Consider the following 16267-nt stretch of genomic DNA (forward strand, 5'->3'; position numbering starts at 1 on the left):
CGGGAGGCGCGGTGCCGGGCCGCCCCGCGCCTCCCGTCAGGCAGCCGCCTCGGCGGGCGTCTTCGACGCCCCGTACACGGCGGTGAGGATGCTCTCCACCCACTGGATCAGGGCGTCGTCCGGCAGGACCTCGCCGTGCGGCTTCGGCAGCGGGATGCTCGTTGCGTTCTGCTGCGGGAACCACCGGGCGCCCGGGAACATGCGCTTCAGCCGCACCTGGGCCGAGTCGGCGAGCTCCTTGCCCGCGACGCGGAGGTTCGAGCCCATGACGACGACGTCGGACAGGCCGACCTGCTGCGCCATGCGCCGGAGCCGCGAGACCTCGACCAGGGTGAGGACGGCCTGCGGCGGCTGCCCGTAGCGGTCGGTGAGCTCGTCGAGGACCATGTCGATCGCTTCGGGTTGCGCCGTCGGGGCGGAGGCCGCGGAGAGCTTCTGGTACGCCTCGAGCCGGAGACGCTCGGACTCGACGTAGTCCTCCGGGATGTGCGCGTCGACCGGGATCTCGAGCCGGAGCTCGGTCTGCCCCTCGGCGACCTCCCCGCGGAACTGCGACACCGCCTCGCCGATCATGCGGAGGTACAGGTCGAAGCCGACGCCCGCGATGTGGCCGGACTGCTCGCCACCGAGGAGGTTGCCCGCACCGCGGATCTCGAGGTCCTTCATCGCGACCTGCATGCCCGCGCCGAGCTCGTTGTTCGCGGCGATGGTCTCGAGGCGGTCCTGCGCGGTCTCGGAGAGCGGCTTGTCGGCGTCGTAGAGGAAGTACGCGTAGCCGCGCTCCCGTCCACGACCGACGCGCCCGCGGAGCTGGTGCAGCTGCGACAACCCGTACTTGTCGGCCTTGTCGATGATGAGCGTGTTGGCGTTCGCGATGTCGAGCCCGGTCTCGACGATGGTGGTGGACACGAGGACGTCGAACCGACGCTCCCAGAAGTCGACCATCACCTGCTCGAGGGTGCCCTCGGACATCTGCCCGTGCGCCACGGCGATCCGGGCCTCGGGCACGATCTCGGCGAGGTGCGCGGCGACGGACTGGATGTCCTTGACGCGGTTGTGCACGTAGAACACCTGGCCCTCGCGGAGGAGCTCACGACGGATGGCCGCGGCGACCTGCAGGTCGGACTGCGGGCCGACGAACGTGAGGATCGGGTGGCGGTCCTCCGGCGGGGTGGCCAGGGTCGACATCTCCCGGATGCCCGTGACCGCCATCTCGAGCGAGCGCGGGATCGGCGTCGCTGACATCGCGAGGACGTCGACGTTCGTCTTGAGCTTCTTGAGCTGGTCCTTGTGCTCGACGCCGAAGCGCTGCTCCTCGTCGATGATGACGAGGCCGACGTCCTTGAACTGCACGTTCTGCGACAGGATCCGGTGCGTCCCGATGACGATGTCGACGGTGCCGTCCGCGAGCCCCGCGATCGTCTCCTTCGACTCCTTCTCGGTCTGGAACCGGCTGAGCGCGCGCAGGTGCACCGGAAAGCCGGCGAACCGCTCCTGGAACGTCTCCATGTGCTGGCGGACGAGCAGGGTCGTCGGCACGAGGACGGCGACCTGCTTGCCGTCCTGCACGGCCTTGAACGCCGCGCGGATCGCGACCTCGGTCTTGCCGTAGCCGACGTCGCCGGAGAGCAGCCGGTCCATGGGGATCGGGCGCTCCATGTCGCGCTTGATCTCGTCGATGGTCGTGAGCTGATCGGCGGTCTCGGCGAACGGGAACGCTTCCTCGAGCTCCCGCTGCCACGGGGTGTCCGGACCGAACGCGTGCCCCTTCGAGGCCATGCGCGCCGAGTACAGCTTGACGAGGTCGACGGCGATGTCGCGGACGGCCTTGCGCGCCTTGGACTTCGCGGCCGCCCAGTCCGAGCCGCCCATCTTCGAGAGCGTGGGGCTCTCACCGCCGACGTAGCGGGAGAGCTGGTCGAGCTGGTCGGTCGGCACGAAGAGCTTGTCGCCCGGGTACCCACGCTTCGACGGTGCGTACTCGATCACGAGGTACTCGCGCTGCGTCTTCACCGCGTTGCGGCCGCCGGAGCTCACCTCGCGCGAGACGAGCTCGACGAACTTGCCGATGCCGTGCGTCGCGTGCACCACGACGTCGCCCGGCTTGAGCTGCAGCGGGTCGACGACGTTCTTGCGCCGCCCGGCGAGCTTCTTCACCGTGCGGGCGCCCTGCTGGACGCTGCGGCCGTAGAACTCGGCCTCGCTGAGGACCGCGATGCGCGGATCGGGGATCGCGAAGCCGTGCTCGACGGTCGCGGTGGTCACGATGGCGACACCCGGCTCGGGAGGCGCGGTGAGGGCTTCGGCACGGGCTGCGACCCCGGCGTCGGCGAGGACCTGTACCGCCCGTTCGACGAGTCCCTTGCCCTGGGCGGTCACCACGACGGCCCATCCGTCGTCGGTCAGCTGCTTGACGTGCGCGATCGCGCCGTCGGCGCTTCCGGCGAAACTCGGGATCGCGTCAGCGCGGACCCGGATGTAGTCGCCGGCTTCGGCTGCGGCCTCCGCGTCGGTGAGCACACGCTGCTCGTCGCCCTCGTCGAGCCCGGAGTCGAACGGCGACACCGTCCACCAGATGCGCTGGCCGCGGCCGTTCTTCAGCTGCTGGACGGTGAGGAAGTTGCCCGCGTCGAGGTCGATCGGTGCCTGGGCTCCGGCCACGGCGGCGCTCCACGCGGCCTGGAGGAACTCGGTGTTCGTCTCGGCGAGGCTGTGGGCACGCCCACTGACCCGCTCGGGCGAGAACACGGCGATGACGGCGGCATCGGGCAGGTAGCTCGTGACCGGCACGAGGTCCTGCACCAGTGCCGGGGCGAGCGACTCCATGCCCTCGACCGGGATGCCCTCCGCGATCTTCGCGAGCATCTGGGACAGGTTCGGGAACTCGTGGAGCATCTCGCGCGCCCGCTGCCGGACGTCGTCGGAGAGCAGCAGCTCGCGCGAAGCGGTCAGTTCGACCTGCCCGAGGTCCTCGTCGGTGGTGCGCTGGTCGGCGACGGAGAACGCCTTGATCGCCTCGATCTCGTCGCCGAAGAAGTCGACCCGCACGGGGTGGTCGGCGGTCGGCGGGAAGACGTCGAGGATGCCGCCACGGACGGCGAACTCGCCGCGGCGGGTGACGAGGTCGACCCGGGCGTACGCGAGGTCGACGAGCTGGGACGCGATCGCTCCGAGGTCGTTGCCGCGGGACCCGGTGCGCAGCACGACGGGGGCCAGGGCGGTGAGGTTGCTCGCGATCGGCTGCAGTGCGGCGCGGACACTCGCCACCACGACCGTCGTGCGGCGCGCATCGGCGGGGGCGTCCTGCCACGCGGCGAGCTTCCGGAGGGTCGCGATCCGGGTACCCACCGTCTGCGCGCTCGGGCTGAGGCGCTCGTGCGGCAGGGTCTCCCACGCGGGGAACTCGAGCACGTCGGCGTCGGGGATCGTGCTGCCGACGGCATCACGGACGGCCTCGGCCTCGCGCCCCGTCGCGGTGATCACGAAGACGCACTTGGGGCCGTTCCGCTCGGCGAGCAGCGCGGCGAGCAGCGGGACGCGCAGGCCGTCGACGACCGAGAAGTCGGCGTCACGCGGTGCCGCGCGGAGGACGCGATCGAACGCGGAGGCGCGCGAGAGCGCAGGGATGATGCCCGAGATCGTCACTCAGGACATGGTACCGGGGCCCTCCGACAGCCGGGCGTGCGTGCGCGGCTGGCGAACGGGGAGCGGCCGGCGGACCGGACCGGCGTCCGCTCAGGAGGGGGCGTGGATGCGCTGTTGGGCGGCGAGGAGTCCGAGGTCCGCGATCGCCTCGACCGCGTCGGCGCCGTCGGCGAGCAGGTTCGGCAGGACCTTGCGCTCCGTGGGCGAGAAGTCGCGCAACACGTAGTCGGCCGGGTCCTGGCGTCCCGGGGGTCGGCCGATGCCGATCCGCACCCGGGCGAACTCGTTCGTGCCGGTCGCCTTGATGATGTCCCGCAGTCCGTTGTGGCCGCCGTGCCCGCCGTTGCCCTTGAGCTTGACGGTGTCGAACGGCAGGTCGAGCTCGTCGTGCACCACGATGAGCGACCGGGCATCGAGGCCGTAGAAGCCGAGGACGGACGAGACGGGGCCGCCGGAGGTGTTCATGAACGAGCCGGGCTTCGCGAGCACGAGCTTCGGGCCGCCCGGCACCAGGCGTCCCTCGGCGACCTGGTTCGGTGTCTTGTGCTTCTTGAACGTCGCACGCATCCGTGCGGCGAGTTCGTCGAGGACCATCTGGCCGACGTTGTGGCGGTTGCCGGCGTAGCCGGGCCCGGGGTTCCCGAGCCCGACCACGACGAACACGTTGTCTGCCATCAGCGTCGGCCAGATGTCCTGGTCGGAGGTGTTACTCGGAGTCCGACTCGGACTCGGCGTCCTCGTCCGCGACCTCACCCTCGGCACCGGCCTCGGCGCCGGCCTCGGCGGCTTCCTCGTCGGCCGCGATGTCGTCGGCGGTCGCACGCGGGGTGACGATCGAGACGACCAGGGTCTCCGGGTCGGTCTCGAGCTCGGCGCCGGCGGGCAGCTCGACCTCGGAGGCGCGGATCTGGGCGCCGTCCTGCAGGTCCTCGACGTTCACGACGACGTGCTCCGGGATCTTCGTCGCCTCGACGAGCACGGTGAGCACGGAGGCCTCCTGCACGTGGATCGTGCCCGAGAACGACTCGCCCTCGATGACGACCGGGACGTCGACCGAGACCTTCTCGCCACGGCGCACGACGACGAGGTCGATGTGCTCGATGACCTGGCGCACCGGGTCGCGCTGGACGTCCTTGACGAGGGCGAGCTGCGCGGTGCCCTCGATGTCGAGGTCGATGATCGCGTTGGCGGTACGGACGATGAGCATCGTCTCGTGACCCGGGAGGGTGATGTGCTGCGGCTCGGTGCCGTGGCCGTAGACGACCGCGGGGATCTTGTCGTTCGCGCGGATCTTGCGGGCCGCGCCCTTGCCGAACTTGGTGCGGATCTCCGCTGCGAGCTTCGTGTTGTCGGCCATGGTGCCTCCTGGTGTCGTGGTCGACGCCGGGGTGCCGGCATCGGGGGTCTGTGGTGTTGCAACTCGAACGCGTGTGCGCGTGAGGAACGCTCCCAGGACTGGGCCGGGTCTCCCACCGCGTCGATCACGGCCGCGCGCTGCGCGGCCCTCGCCGAAGTCAGTCGCCAAGCCTACCAGGCCCGGACCGGGCGTGTCGCACCGTTCACCGGCGCCGACGCTCGCGCGCCGCCACCAGGTCCTCGCGGGCGCGGTCGCTGGCGGCCTCGGCGTCGTCGCGCGCCTCGCGCAGCCGATCGGTCTCACGAGCGAGGTCCGCGAGCCTCCCGTCGATCTCCTCCAGCTCCGCCACCAGCGCGGCTCGCCGCTCGTCGAGTCCGCTGCGCCGCTGCTCGGCGTCGTCGAGCGCCTCCTCCGCCGCGTCGAGCGCGGCGTCGGCCTGCCGCGACGCGCGTCGGGCGTCGGCTTCCGCCCGGCGCGCAGCACCGCGATCGGGCACGGGCACGTCCTCGTCCGGTTGCTCCGCAGCCTCGGAGGAACGGACCGCTGCGGCCGGACCGGTCCGCCGGGAGGCCCGGGTCGGCCGTGCAGCGTCGCCGCCGGTCTCGACGTGGTCGCCCCGGTCGGTTCCGCGGCCGTTCCGCCGTGTCTGCTTTCGCGCGCGGGCGCTGTCGATCGGGATCGGCGCCGCGTCCGACCCGCCCCACGCGTCCGGCACCGTGTCCGGGTCGGCGAGGGCTCCGTCGAGGTCGACATCGTCGAACCCGGTGCTCTCGAGGGGTCGGACGAGCAGCCCGGAACGGACCGCCGCGGCGGCGTGCGGGTCCATCATCGCGGCCTCGATCGTCGCGGCCACCTGGTCGAGCACCGCGCCGGTCACCTCGTGCCCCGCCGCCGCCGCGAGCGTCGCCCCGCGTTCGGTCATCCCGCGGACCAGTCGGGCTCGCTGCTTCCGGAGGGTGGCGATCTCGTCGGGGTCCGCGTCAGCCTGGGCCCGTCGGAGCGCCGGCCCGAGGTCGATGGCCTCGTCGAGGGCGTCGTCGTGCACGAGCAGGTCGACGACCCAGGCCGCCGGCGCGGGCTTCCGGAGCGACCCGATGCGGGTCGCGAGGGCACGGTCGTCCTTCTGGACGGCACGCTGGCGTTCGGTGCGGACACGCACGAAGTCGCTGGGGGCCACGAGCAGCAGCTCCCCGGCGACCTCGCTGAACTCCATCTGGACTGCGCCTCGGTCAGTACTGTTCGAGCCGGTCGGCGCGCGCAGGGACAGCTGTACCGGGCTCGCTCACCACGTACCCGAGCTCACGCAGCGCATCAGCTGCTGCTCTGGGATCATCACGTGTCGCAACGGCGGCTTGGATGGATCGGAAGCGACGTCGCCCAGCTGCCATGAGCTGTTGAGCGGTCTCGGCATGCTGTATCCCGAACTCGTGGATGAGCATCTCGAAGACGTCCTCCAGAGTCGGACGGTGACGCTGTCCGCCGAGGGGGAAGTGCAACGTTGAGATGCGCGGGATCTTCCCTCTGCTCGAATCCTTGGCGCGGCGTTTCCCACGCTTCGTCCGGGCCATCATCATGGCCCAGACGACTTCATCTCGATGCGCGTGCACGTTGAGGTGAGCGACCGGGACCGAATCGTGAGCACCACGCAAGTAGTCGTAGTGGAACAGCGGCTCGTTCACGTTCTCGACGCGAACGGTGAACGCCGACTGTTCGATTGCGAGGTAACGCTGCTCCGAGTTCCAACGGCACCGAAACTCCACGAGAAGTCGCAGCAACACCTCCCCCTCGACGACCAGCGGGATCCCGAGTGCCTCGGACTGAGCTACGACGATCTGCGGACGCGACGACGACGTTCCAACCTGGACCCCGAAGCCGACCGGCTGCCCGAGTATCCCGGAGCTGGTGTCAATGAGCTCTTGAGCGAAGGCATGCACACGGGCGGCGAGGCCGTCCTGGATTTCAGGCATCTCCCTCGAGGAAGTCGAGCTCGTTGAGCGCCCGAAGGATCGCCTGCTCGTCCGGGTCCAGCTGGTAGGTCGCGCCCTTTGCACGGATGACATCGAGCGTCATGTGCGCGCGCTCGAGGAGCGCAGATCGCTTTTCCGCGATCGACTGGCTGTCCAAGTACGTCACCGTGGGGACCATGAATGCCTCCTGTTTCTTGTTCCGGAAACCATACTGACGTGAGCCACCGACAGCACGTTCTTCGAATGCATGTCGAGTGTGATCCCATCACCAGTCGTGGACGGTGCCGTCGGCGAGTCGGTTGAACGGCAGGTACGCCTGCTCGTACGGGTACTTGCCGGCCTCGTCCACGTCGAGCGAGACGCCCAGGCCCGGCTCGTCACCCGGGTGCAGGTAGCCGTCGGTGAAGGTGAACGTCTGCCGGAACACCTGGTTCGTCTTCGGGCCGTGCTGCATGTACTCCTGGATGCCGAAGTTGTGGATCGCGAGCCCGAGGTGCATCTGCGCCGCCAGTCCCACCGGGGAGATGTCGGTCGGCCCGTGGAACCCGGACTTGATCTGGTACATCGCCGCGTAGTCCATCGTCTTGCGCAGCGGACTGATCCCACCCATGTGCGTGACGGCCCCGCGGACGTAGTCGATCAGCTGGTCGCGGATGATGTCCTTGAAGTCCCAGATCGTGTTGAACACCTCACCGATCGCCAGCGGTGTCGTGGTGTGCTGGCGGACGAGCTTGAGCGCTTCCTGGTTCTCGGCCGGCGTGCAGTCCTCGAGCCAGAACAGGTCGTAGGGCTCCAGGCTCTTGCCGAGCTTCGCGGCCTGCAGCGGCGTCATCCGGTGGTGGCCGTCGTGCAGCAGCGGCAGCTCGGGGCCGAACTCGTTCCGCACGGCCTCGAACACGGTGGGCACGTGGCGCAGGTAGGCGCGGGTGTCCCAGTCCTCCATCGCCGGGTACGCGCCGCGCTGGGCGGGCTCGAAGTCGTACCGGACACCGGCGTTGCCCTCGGTGGTCCTATTCGAGGCGATGCCGTAGATCGACTCCAACCCGGGCACACCGGTCTGGACGCGGATCGACCGGTACCCCTCCTCCTGGTGCTGCCGGATCGAGTCGAACAGCTCCGGCAGCTCCTTGCCCGACGCGTGCCCGTACGCCATCAGCCCGGTCCGGGAGGCGCCACCGAGCAGCTGGTAGACCGGCATCCCGGCGACCTTGCCCTTGATGTCCCAGAGCGCCATGTCCACCGCGGCGATCGCGGCCATCGTCACCGGGCCACGGCGCCAGTACGAGGACCGGTACAGGAACTGCCAGGCATCCTCGATCCGGCTCGCGTCGCGGCCGACCAACAGCGGCACGACGTGCTCGGACAGGTACGCCGCGACCGCGAGCTCACGACCGTTCAACGTCGCGTCGCCGAGTCCCGTGACGCCGTCCACGGTGGTGATCTTCAGCGTCACGAAGTTCCGGTTCGGGCTCGTGACGATGACCTCGGCCCGATCGATCAACTGCCCGCGGTCGGCCGACGCCCACGTGTCCGGACGACCCGATGTCGGATCGGTCGCCGCGCCGGCGTCGGTCGCACCCGGCAACGGAGCTGCGGGGTTCGTCGTGGTGTCGGTCATGCGTGGACTCCTTCGTCGGCGCCGAGGTGGGCGGGTGTCGTGGGGGCTGCGGCGCGCGCTGCCCGGATGCGGTCGGCCGCCGCGGTCACGGCGGCGGCCACGGGGGTCGTGTCGAGGTCCGGAGCGACGACACCGAGCACGTCGTGCACGTCCGAGTCTGGCCCGGGGGCTCCGGCGTCGTCCACGAGTCCGGACTGCGCGGTGACGTGGAGCCACCAGGCGGCGAGCGCCGTCGCTGCGCCGGGTCCGGTGCCGGCGTCGGGGTCCCGGGCGAGGCGGTGGCGCAGCACGTCGACCACGCGGACGGGGAGCTTCTGGGAGCCGCCGGCTGCGATCTGCCGGAGGGTGTGCCGGATGCGCGGGTTCGCGAACCGGTCGACGAGGGCACGTCGGGCGGCGGTCACCTCGGCGTCGGGGAGCGGGAGTTCGGCAGCGGCCTCGTCCCAGAGCTGCTCGACGGCGCTGCGGCAGCGCGGGTCGTCCATGGCATCGGCGACGGTCTCGTGCCCGAGGAGCAGCCCGAGGTACGCCAGCAGGGAGTGGGACCCGTTGAGCAGCCAGAGCTTGCGCTGCTCGTACGGTGTGACGTCGTCGACGAGGCGGACGCCCGCGGTCTCCCAGGCCGGCCGGTCGATGCCGTCGAAGCGGTCCTCGAGCACCCACTCGGCGAACGGCTCGGTGACCACGGGCACGCGGTCACGGGCGAGCGCCCCGGGCAGGTCTGCGATCGACGTGACGTCGGCGTCGGTGGTGGCGGGGGTGATGCGGTCGACCATGGAGCTGGGGAACGCGACGTTCGACTCGATCCAGGCGCGGAGGTCCGCGTCGCCGACGGCGTCGAGCACCGCCGACCGCAGGACGTCGCCGTTGTGGCTCAGGTTGTCGAGCGACACGAGCGCGATCCGCCCGGCGCCGGCGGCACGCCGGGCGTCGAGCCCCGCGACCAGGCGGGCCGGGACGTCCGAGCCGGGGCGGTAGCCCTGTTCCGTGACCGTGAGCGTGACGATGGTGGTGTCCGGGGACGCGACCACGCGCCTCCAGGCCCCGTCGTCGCTGCCCGCGTGGGCCGCCACGATCGCGTCGACCACCTCGGCGTGGTCGCCGTCGGCGCCACGGGTGACCAGCGTGTACCGGCAGTCCTGCGCGGCCAGTGCCTCGGCCGCCGCCGGTGAGCGACCGGTGAACGCGGTGATGCCCCACGGCTGTCCGGCTGCGTGCGCCGTGTACCAGGCGAGGTGGGCGCGTGCGAAGGCGCCCACCCCGAGGTGGACGATGCCGGGGCGACGGTCGCTCACGCCGCCACCGGGACGAGCGAACGCAGGTACGCGAGGTTGTCGGCCGTCCGCTCCGCGAGTGGGAGGGCGGTGGAGAAGTCCTCGATGGTGACCCAGCCGTCGTAGCCGTGCTGCCGCAGCGCGTCGAGGTACTCGGCGACCGAGGCCTGGCCGTCCCGGAGCGGTGCCCACTCGTTCTGCCAGATCCGGCTGCCGTCGGCCCGGGTGTCGCCGGTGTCCACCCATCGGGCGTTCTTCACGTGGGCGTGCGCCAGGTACGGGCCGAGCAGCTCGAACGCGGCGAGGTGGTCCTCCTGCCCCTCGATGACGAGGTTGCCGAGGTCGTGGATGACGCCGACGTGTGCCGGGTCGAGGCCGTCGACGAGCCGGAGCGCCGCCGACGCGGAGGGGGTGATCGTCATGTGGTGCAGTTCGACGAGCGCCTTGACGCCGAGCTCGGTAGCGCGGCCGGTCGCCCACTCCAGGTCGGCCCGGGTGCGGTCGAACATCTGGGCGTAGGTCTCACCGGTGCGCTCGCGCTCCTGCCGGTAGTGCGGCATGGTGACGCGGACTTGCCGGGCGCCGAGCTCCGCGGTGACCCGGAGCATGGTCTCGACGCCGTCGTGGTCGGACACCTGCTGGTACCCGCCGATGCCGGAGTACTCCAGGCCGGCGGCGTCGGTGACCCGGGCGATCTCGCCGACGCGGTCGGCGATGCCGGTGAACTGCCACGTCGACTTGTTGCCCGCCCAGAACGACCGAGCGGCCGGGACCTCGGCGTCGTCCGCGGGGCGGTCGTCGACGATGCGCCACTCGATGCCGTCCCAGCCCTGCTCCGCCAGGGTCTGCGCTGCCTCGGACGGGGTCCAGTCCGGGGTGGAGGCGGTGAACACGGAGAACTTCATCGGGTGACTCCTTCTGCGTGGGTCGTTCCTCCTGCGTGGATCGCAGCGCCGACGACCGGCACCACGTCGTCGTACTCGCCGTCGATCACGTCGTCGATCCGTACGGGTCGCCCGATCGTCGCGCTGACGTAGAGCCCGCGGACGGTGGCGAGCGACACGAGGGCGGCGTCGACCGTCACACCGGGTTCCCGGCCCTCGCGGATCGCGGCGACGATGTCGGTGTACTGCCGTGCGTGTCCGGCGACGAAGTGGTCGGGCTCGGCCGGACCGCCGACGACGTGTTCGGGCGGGACGACGTCGGACTTCTGGTCGACGGCGTCCGCGACGGCGGTGGTGTTGGCCGTGGTCGACGCGGACTCGAGCGTCGCGGTGTCCGGTGCGACGTGGAAGTAGGCGAGCCGGTCGTCGTCGACGATCGCGGAACCGTGGGTGCCGTACACGGCGTACCGCGCGGAGAGCCCCGGGTAGGCGGCCGTGGTGCAGTGGATCACGCCGAGCGCGCCGTCCCGGAACCGGACGGTGGCGACGGCGGTGTCCTCGACCTCGATCCGGTCGTGCGCGAGGAGCCCGGTCTGCGCCGAGATCTCCTCGGGTCGGCCGAGCGCCCAGACGAGCAGGTCGACGGTGTGCACGCCCTGGTTCATGACCGCACCGCCGCCGTCGAGCTCCCACGTCCCGCGCCAGTCGCCCGAGTCGTAGTAGCCCTGCGACCGGTACCAGGCGACGCTCGCGACGCCGGAGGTGACCGTGCCGAAGGAGCCGTCGTGCGCGGCGCCCGCCACCGCGACGGAGGCCGGGTCGAAGCGGTGCTGGCTGATGACGCTCGTCACCAGGCCGCGCGCACGGGCGTCCGCTGCGAGGGCGGCGATCTGCCGGGCGCGCGGCATGGTGGTGTCGAGCGGCTTCTCGATGACGACGTGCTTGCCCGCGGCGAGCGCCGCCTCGGCCAGCTGCACGTGCATGCCGGACGGCGAGCAGATCGCGACGACGTCGATGTCGGCCTGGTCGATCGCCTCCTCGATGGTCTCGGTCGTGATCGGCCGGACGACGCCCATCGACTCGAGCTCGTCGGCGGCGCTCGTGGCCGCGGCGGGGATCGCGTCGACGAGGGCGACGACCTCGAGGTCCGGGTGCTGGACGGCGACGCGGGCGTGGTGGCGCCCGATGACGCCGGCGCCGACGACGGCGAGCTTCAGTGGGATGGTCATCGCAGGGTGACTCCGATCTGGTCGGTGAGGGAGCGGAAGGCGCGTCCAGCGCGACCGAAGGCCGCGGGGCCGGAGAACCCTCCGAGGTGGGTGAAGTCGCTGAGGTGCGGTTCGAGGGAGGCGTACCCGGAGTACCCGGCGTCGCGGAGCGCGGTGAGGGTCTCGAGCAGTTCGCCGTCACCCTCGCCCGCCGGGACGACCGAGGAGTCGGCGGCGAGCGCGTCCTTGACCTGGAGGTAGTCGACGTACGGGGCGAGACGCTCCCAGCCGTCGGTGAAGGGCTTGACGCCGCACTGCACGTAGTTGGCGTTGTCCCAGGCGAGCCGGAGTGCGCTCGACCCGACGCTCTCGACGATGTCGAGCACCCGGTCGGGCACGTCGCCGTAGATGTCCTTCTCGTTCTCGTGCAGCAGCGTCACTCCCTCGCGTTCGGCGAGGTCGGCGAGCGCGCGCATCCGCGTGAGGACGTCGTCGCGGACGTCCTCGGGTGCACGTCCCTCGAAGTAGAACGAGAAGATGCGGATGTTCGTGGTGCCGAGGGCGTGCGCCGCGGCGATCGCCCGGCCGAGGCGACCGACCTCGTGCTCGACGGGCTCGTCGACCGGCACCTTGCCGATCGGCGAGGCGATGGCGGACACGGTCTGCCCGCGCTCCTCGAGCATGCGGTGGAGTCCGGCGAGCTGGTCCTCGTCGAGGTCGACGACGTTCACTCCCCAGGCGCTCCGCACCTCGATCGCGCTGGCGCCGAGTGCCTGCAGCACGGCGACCTGGATCGCCGGGTCGGCGTCGATCTCGTCGCCGAAGCCGGAGAGCTCCCACGTGGGTTGGTCGGTCATGGTGTCCTTTCCTGTCGGACGGGAGGCGCGTGGCGGGGCCGCACCGTGCCTCCCGTCCGATCGCTGGTTGCGTTCGCTACTTGACGGAGCCGGCCGTGAGGCCGCCGACCAGGTAGCGCTGGAAGATCAGGTAGAGCGCGACGACGGGCACGGCGCAGACGATCGACGCGGCCATCATCTGGCCGTAGATCGGGACGGCGCCGCCCTCCTGGGTGGTGCCGAGCACCTGCAGCACCACGGCGACGGTGCGCGTGTTCGGGGTCGTCATGATCGTCGAGAACAGGACGTCGTTCCAGCCGAGGAGGAACGCGAAGATCGCGGACACGACGATGCCGGGCCACGACAGGGGCAGGACGACGCTCCGGAGGATCCGGCCGCTGGACGCACCGTCGATGCGGGCGGCCTCCTCGAGCTCCTTCGGCAGACCGCGCAGGTAGGTGACCATGACCCAGGTCGAGAACGGCAGGGCGAACGTCAGGTAGGTGACGAAGAGCCCCCACCGGGTCCCGATGATCTGCACGCCGGTCGCACTCGCGATGTTCGAGAACACCACGAAGACGGGCAGGAGCAGGAGCGTCCCCGGGATCGACTGCAGGGCGAGGAGCCCGCGGAGGATCGTGAGGCGCCCGAGGAACCGGAACCGGACGAGGACGTAGGCGGTCGACACCGCGAGCGCGGCACTCGCCACCGCGACGGCGCCGGCGGTGAGGATGGAGTTCACCAGTCCCTGTCCCAGGGCGACCGTCGACCAGATGTTCACGTAGTTGGCGAGCGTGAACTCCGACGGGAAGTACTCGCCGCGGGCGACGGCGACGTCGGAGTTCACGGAGCCGAACAGGATGTAGAGCACCGGGACGGCGATGAACGCGATGATGACGGCGATGACGACGACGAGCAGCCAACGCGGCAGGAGCCGGGTGACGTCGGTGTCGTAGGGCCGCTTGGCCGGGCGGCCGTTCCGCGGCGCGGTGATGCTCTCGGTGAGCGTGGCGGTCGGACGGGTGCGGGTGGAGAAGGTGCTCATGCGCGGGCTCCCTCGAGGTCGGCGGCAGCGGGAGCCGGCACGGCGCCGTCGAGCGTGGCCTGGTCGGCTCGGCGCTGCTTGCGGGTGGGACCGGCGTCGTCCCCGGTGTCGAGCTTCACGGCCCGGAGGTAGACGAACAGCGGGATGGCGACGATCACGAGCGAGCAGATCGCCATGGCGGCGGACAGGCCGAAGCGGAACGACTGGAAGCTCGCGATGTACGTCAGGACGGGCATCACCTCGACGCTCGACGGCAGCGGGATGCCGAACAGGACGAACGGCAGCGTGAAGTTGTTGATGTTGTGCAGGATCGAGATGATCACCGCGAGCGAGAGCGGGCCGCGCAGGTACGGGAAGATGATGTACCGGAGCTTCGCCCACCAGGTCACGCCGTCGAGCGCCGCGGCCTCGTGCACCTCGTTGTCGACCGCCTGCAGTCCGGCGAGGGAGAGCAGGTAGACGAACGGCCAGCTCGTCCAGACCATGACGCCGGCGAGCGCCCAGTACGACGCGGAGCCGTTCAGCCAGAGGACGTCGGTGTGCAGGACCGAGTTCACGACGCCCTGCGGCTGGAGCATGGTCCGGAAGAACGTGCCGACGACGAACGCGGGCAGCACGTACGGGATGAGGTACACCGACCGGACGAGGCCGCGACCGGGGAACCGGTTCTGGGTCGAGATCGCGGCGGCGACGCCGATCGGGACGGTGACGGCGGTGACGAGCACCGAGAGCGACACGGAGATCCAGATCGAGTGCAGGAGCGGTGAGGCGGTGAAGGCCTCGGCGAAGTTCGCGAGCCCGACGAACGGGGCGCTGAACCACTGGCGCAGCGTGTACTGGTCGAGGTCGAGCATCGCGATGTACAGCCCGACGAGGAGTGGTACCACGATCACGGCGAGCATGAGGACGCCGCCGGGCAGGAGCATCCAGAGCGGGCGCTCCTTCTTGTACAGCGGTGTCGAGCCCACGGGACGGACGGGCCGTCCGGTCGTCGGCTCCGTGCGGGGCCGGGTCTCGGTGGCGGTCATCACAGCCCTCCGTTCTTCTGGCGGTCGAGGGTGGATTGGGCGTCGCGCTGGGCGGCCCGGAGCCGGTTCGCGAGTTGCTCGTCGGACACGCCCCCGCCCTTGAGCTGCGGGATGGACTGCACGACGACGTCGACGAGCGCGAGCTGGATGTCCGACCAGGCACCCGTGAAGGCGGTGGGCTTCGAGAGCTTCCCGGCCTGGATGATCGGCGCGAGCTGCGGGTTGCCGTCGGCGAGCTGGGCGGCGGCGTCGGCGTTGGTGGGCAGGTTGCCGAAGAGCCGGTAGTACTCGAGCTGCGCCTTCGGCGTGCTGAGCTGCTTGATGAAGTCGAAGGACAGGTCCTGCTTCTTGCCGTAGTCCGCGACGACCCAGTTGTCGCCGGACAGGATGCTCGCGGCCTCGATGCCGTCAGCCGGACGCTGTGTCGCTCCCGGCGGCACGGTCGGCAGCAGGGCGAACTCGTACTTCCCGTCGACCTTCGTACCCCGGAACGAGTTGATGGCGGTGGTCGTCGTCATCGGGAAGAACGCGGCCTTGCCGTCCGTGAACTGGGCGAGGGCCTGCGCGTTGTTCCAGCCGATCGCGGCGGGGTCGACGACGCCGTCCTTCGTCACCCAGTCGAAGTAGGTCCGGTAGGCGTTCTCGACGGCGTCGGAGTCGATCTCGGCCTTGCCACCGCTCGTCACGATGGTGTTGCCGGCGTTCTGCGCCATCCCCCAGATGAACTTCCAGGGGTCGAACCCGTCCGCGTAGGCGACCGCCATGCCGTGCACGTCGCCGGTCGTCGTCCGCTTCGCGTCCGCGGTCAGCTGGTCCCACGTGGTGGGCATCTCGGTGATGCCGGCCTTCGCGAGCAGGTCCTTGTTGACCGCCATGACGAAGGGACGGCTGGCGAACGGGATGCCGATCTGCTTCGACGAGCTCGGGCCGGAGATGCCGAACGACGCGGGGTCGAACTGGTCCTTGCCCCCGACCGCGTCCCACTCCTTCTTCCCCATCTCGACGAAGGCACCGGTGGCGTACGCCGTCGGGGTGAAGGTGGTGCCGATGGCGTAGACGTCGGGCCCCTGGCCGGAGATGACGCTCGTCTGGATGGCGGTGAGTTCCTCTTGGGCCGACGAGTACGTCTCCCACTGGACCTTCGCCCCGGTGGTCTTCCGGAACTCGGCGGCGACGTCCTGCTGCCACTGCTTGCGTTCCTTGGGGTACGTGGTGTCCGACGCCATCATGACGCGGAGCGTGTTCGGGTCGTCGCCGCTGCCGTTCACCACGGCGCAGCCCTGCAGCGACAGTGCTGCGAGCGCGACCACGGCGACGGCACCGACGAGGGTGCGGGTCTTCGGTCTTCCTGTCCTCATGCGGGGGTTTCCTCCTCGAGACCTCCGGTGGGCGGCGTCGCCCCGGT

14 protein-coding genes are annotated in these 16267 nt (G+C 70.5%); all 14 read right to left on the bottom strand.

The genetic code is table 11. From position 1 onward, the window contains the following. Positions 1 to 36: 36 nt before the first annotated feature. Positions 37 to 3645, bottom strand: a complete 3609-nt coding sequence (gene mfd, locus Csp2054_RS00785) for a transcription-repair coupling factor (protein ID WP_096897405.1) — start codon at positions 3643 to 3645, stop codon at positions 37 to 39. A gap of 90 nt (positions 3646 to 3735) precedes the next feature. Beyond that, positions 3736 to 4320 carry an aminoacyl-tRNA hydrolase gene (gene pth, locus Csp2054_RS00790; RefSeq protein WP_096897406.1) on the bottom strand — a complete coding sequence of 195 codons (585 nt, stop codon included), beginning with the start codon at positions 4318 to 4320 and terminating at the stop codon, positions 3736 to 3738. Between the two features lie 31 nt (positions 4321 to 4351). Beyond that, on the bottom strand, positions 4352 to 5002 hold the full coding sequence (locus Csp2054_RS00795) for a 50S ribosomal protein L25/general stress protein Ctc (protein WP_096897407.1): 651 nt from the start codon (positions 5000 to 5002) through the stop codon (positions 4352 to 4354). Between the two features lie 202 nt (positions 5003 to 5204). Then, a complete protein-coding gene (locus Csp2054_RS00800; protein ID WP_096897408.1) occupies positions 5205 to 6215 on the bottom strand; it encodes a hypothetical protein in 1011 nt (336 codons plus the stop codon). 16 nt (positions 6216 to 6231) lie between these two features. Continuing rightward, on the bottom strand, positions 6232 to 6969 hold the full coding sequence (locus Csp2054_RS00805; protein WP_096897409.1) for a hypothetical protein: 738 nt from the start codon (positions 6967 to 6969) through the stop codon (positions 6232 to 6234). Then, the gene (locus tag Csp2054_RS17920) at positions 6962 to 7135 is read right to left on the bottom strand and encodes a hypothetical protein (protein WP_176491486.1); all 174 of its coding nucleotides are present in this window, start codon (positions 7133 to 7135) and stop codon (positions 6962 to 6964) included. Before Csp2054_RS17920 ends, Csp2054_RS00805 begins: the two co-directional genes overlap by 8 nt. A 99-nt stretch (positions 7136 to 7234) precedes the next feature. Then, positions 7235 to 8587 carry a D-mannonate dehydratase ManD gene (gene manD / locus Csp2054_RS00815; RefSeq protein ID WP_255252547.1) on the bottom strand — a complete coding sequence of 451 codons (1353 nt, stop codon included), beginning with the start codon at positions 8585 to 8587 and terminating at the stop codon, positions 7235 to 7237. Then, positions 8584 to 9882, bottom strand: coding sequence for a mannitol dehydrogenase family protein (locus Csp2054_RS00820; RefSeq protein ID WP_096897411.1), 1299 nt, complete (start codon positions 9880 to 9882; stop codon positions 8584 to 8586). The genes manD and Csp2054_RS00820 overlap by 4 nt, the downstream gene beginning before the upstream one ends. Then, the gene (locus Csp2054_RS00825) at positions 9879 to 10766 is read right to left on the bottom strand and encodes a sugar phosphate isomerase/epimerase family protein (RefSeq protein WP_096897412.1); all 888 of its coding nucleotides are present in this window, start codon (positions 10764 to 10766) and stop codon (positions 9879 to 9881) included. The genes Csp2054_RS00820 and Csp2054_RS00825 overlap by 4 nt, the downstream gene beginning before the upstream one ends. Further along, complete coding sequence (locus Csp2054_RS00830; protein WP_096897413.1) at positions 10763 to 11974, bottom strand: Gfo/Idh/MocA family protein; 1212 nt, start codon at positions 11972 to 11974, stop codon at positions 10763 to 10765. The genes Csp2054_RS00825 and Csp2054_RS00830 overlap by 4 nt, the downstream gene beginning before the upstream one ends. Next, the gene (locus Csp2054_RS00835) at positions 11971 to 12810 is read right to left on the bottom strand and encodes a sugar phosphate isomerase/epimerase family protein (RefSeq protein ID WP_096897414.1); all 840 of its coding nucleotides are present in this window, start codon (positions 12808 to 12810) and stop codon (positions 11971 to 11973) included. Before Csp2054_RS00835 ends, Csp2054_RS00830 begins: the two co-directional genes overlap by 4 nt. Positions 12811 to 12886: 76 nt before the next feature. Further along, positions 12887 to 13834 (bottom strand): carbohydrate ABC transporter permease, encoded by a 948-nt coding sequence (locus Csp2054_RS00840; RefSeq protein ID WP_096897415.1) that lies wholly within the window; start codon positions 13832 to 13834, stop codon positions 12887 to 12889. Next, a complete protein-coding gene (locus Csp2054_RS00845; RefSeq protein WP_096897416.1) occupies positions 13831 to 14862 on the bottom strand; it encodes a carbohydrate ABC transporter permease in 1032 nt (343 codons plus the stop codon). The genes Csp2054_RS00840 and Csp2054_RS00845 overlap by 4 nt, the downstream gene beginning before the upstream one ends. After that, complete coding sequence (locus tag Csp2054_RS00850; protein ID WP_096897417.1) at positions 14862 to 16220, bottom strand: ABC transporter substrate-binding protein; 1359 nt, start codon at positions 16218 to 16220, stop codon at positions 14862 to 14864. Before Csp2054_RS00850 ends, Csp2054_RS00845 begins: the two co-directional genes overlap by 1 nt. Positions 16221 to 16267 lie beyond the last annotated feature (47 nt).

Source organism: Curtobacterium sp. 'Ferrero' (assembly GCF_002412165.1).
Taxonomy (GTDB): domain Bacteria; phylum Actinomycetota; class Actinomycetes; order Actinomycetales; family Microbacteriaceae; genus Curtobacterium.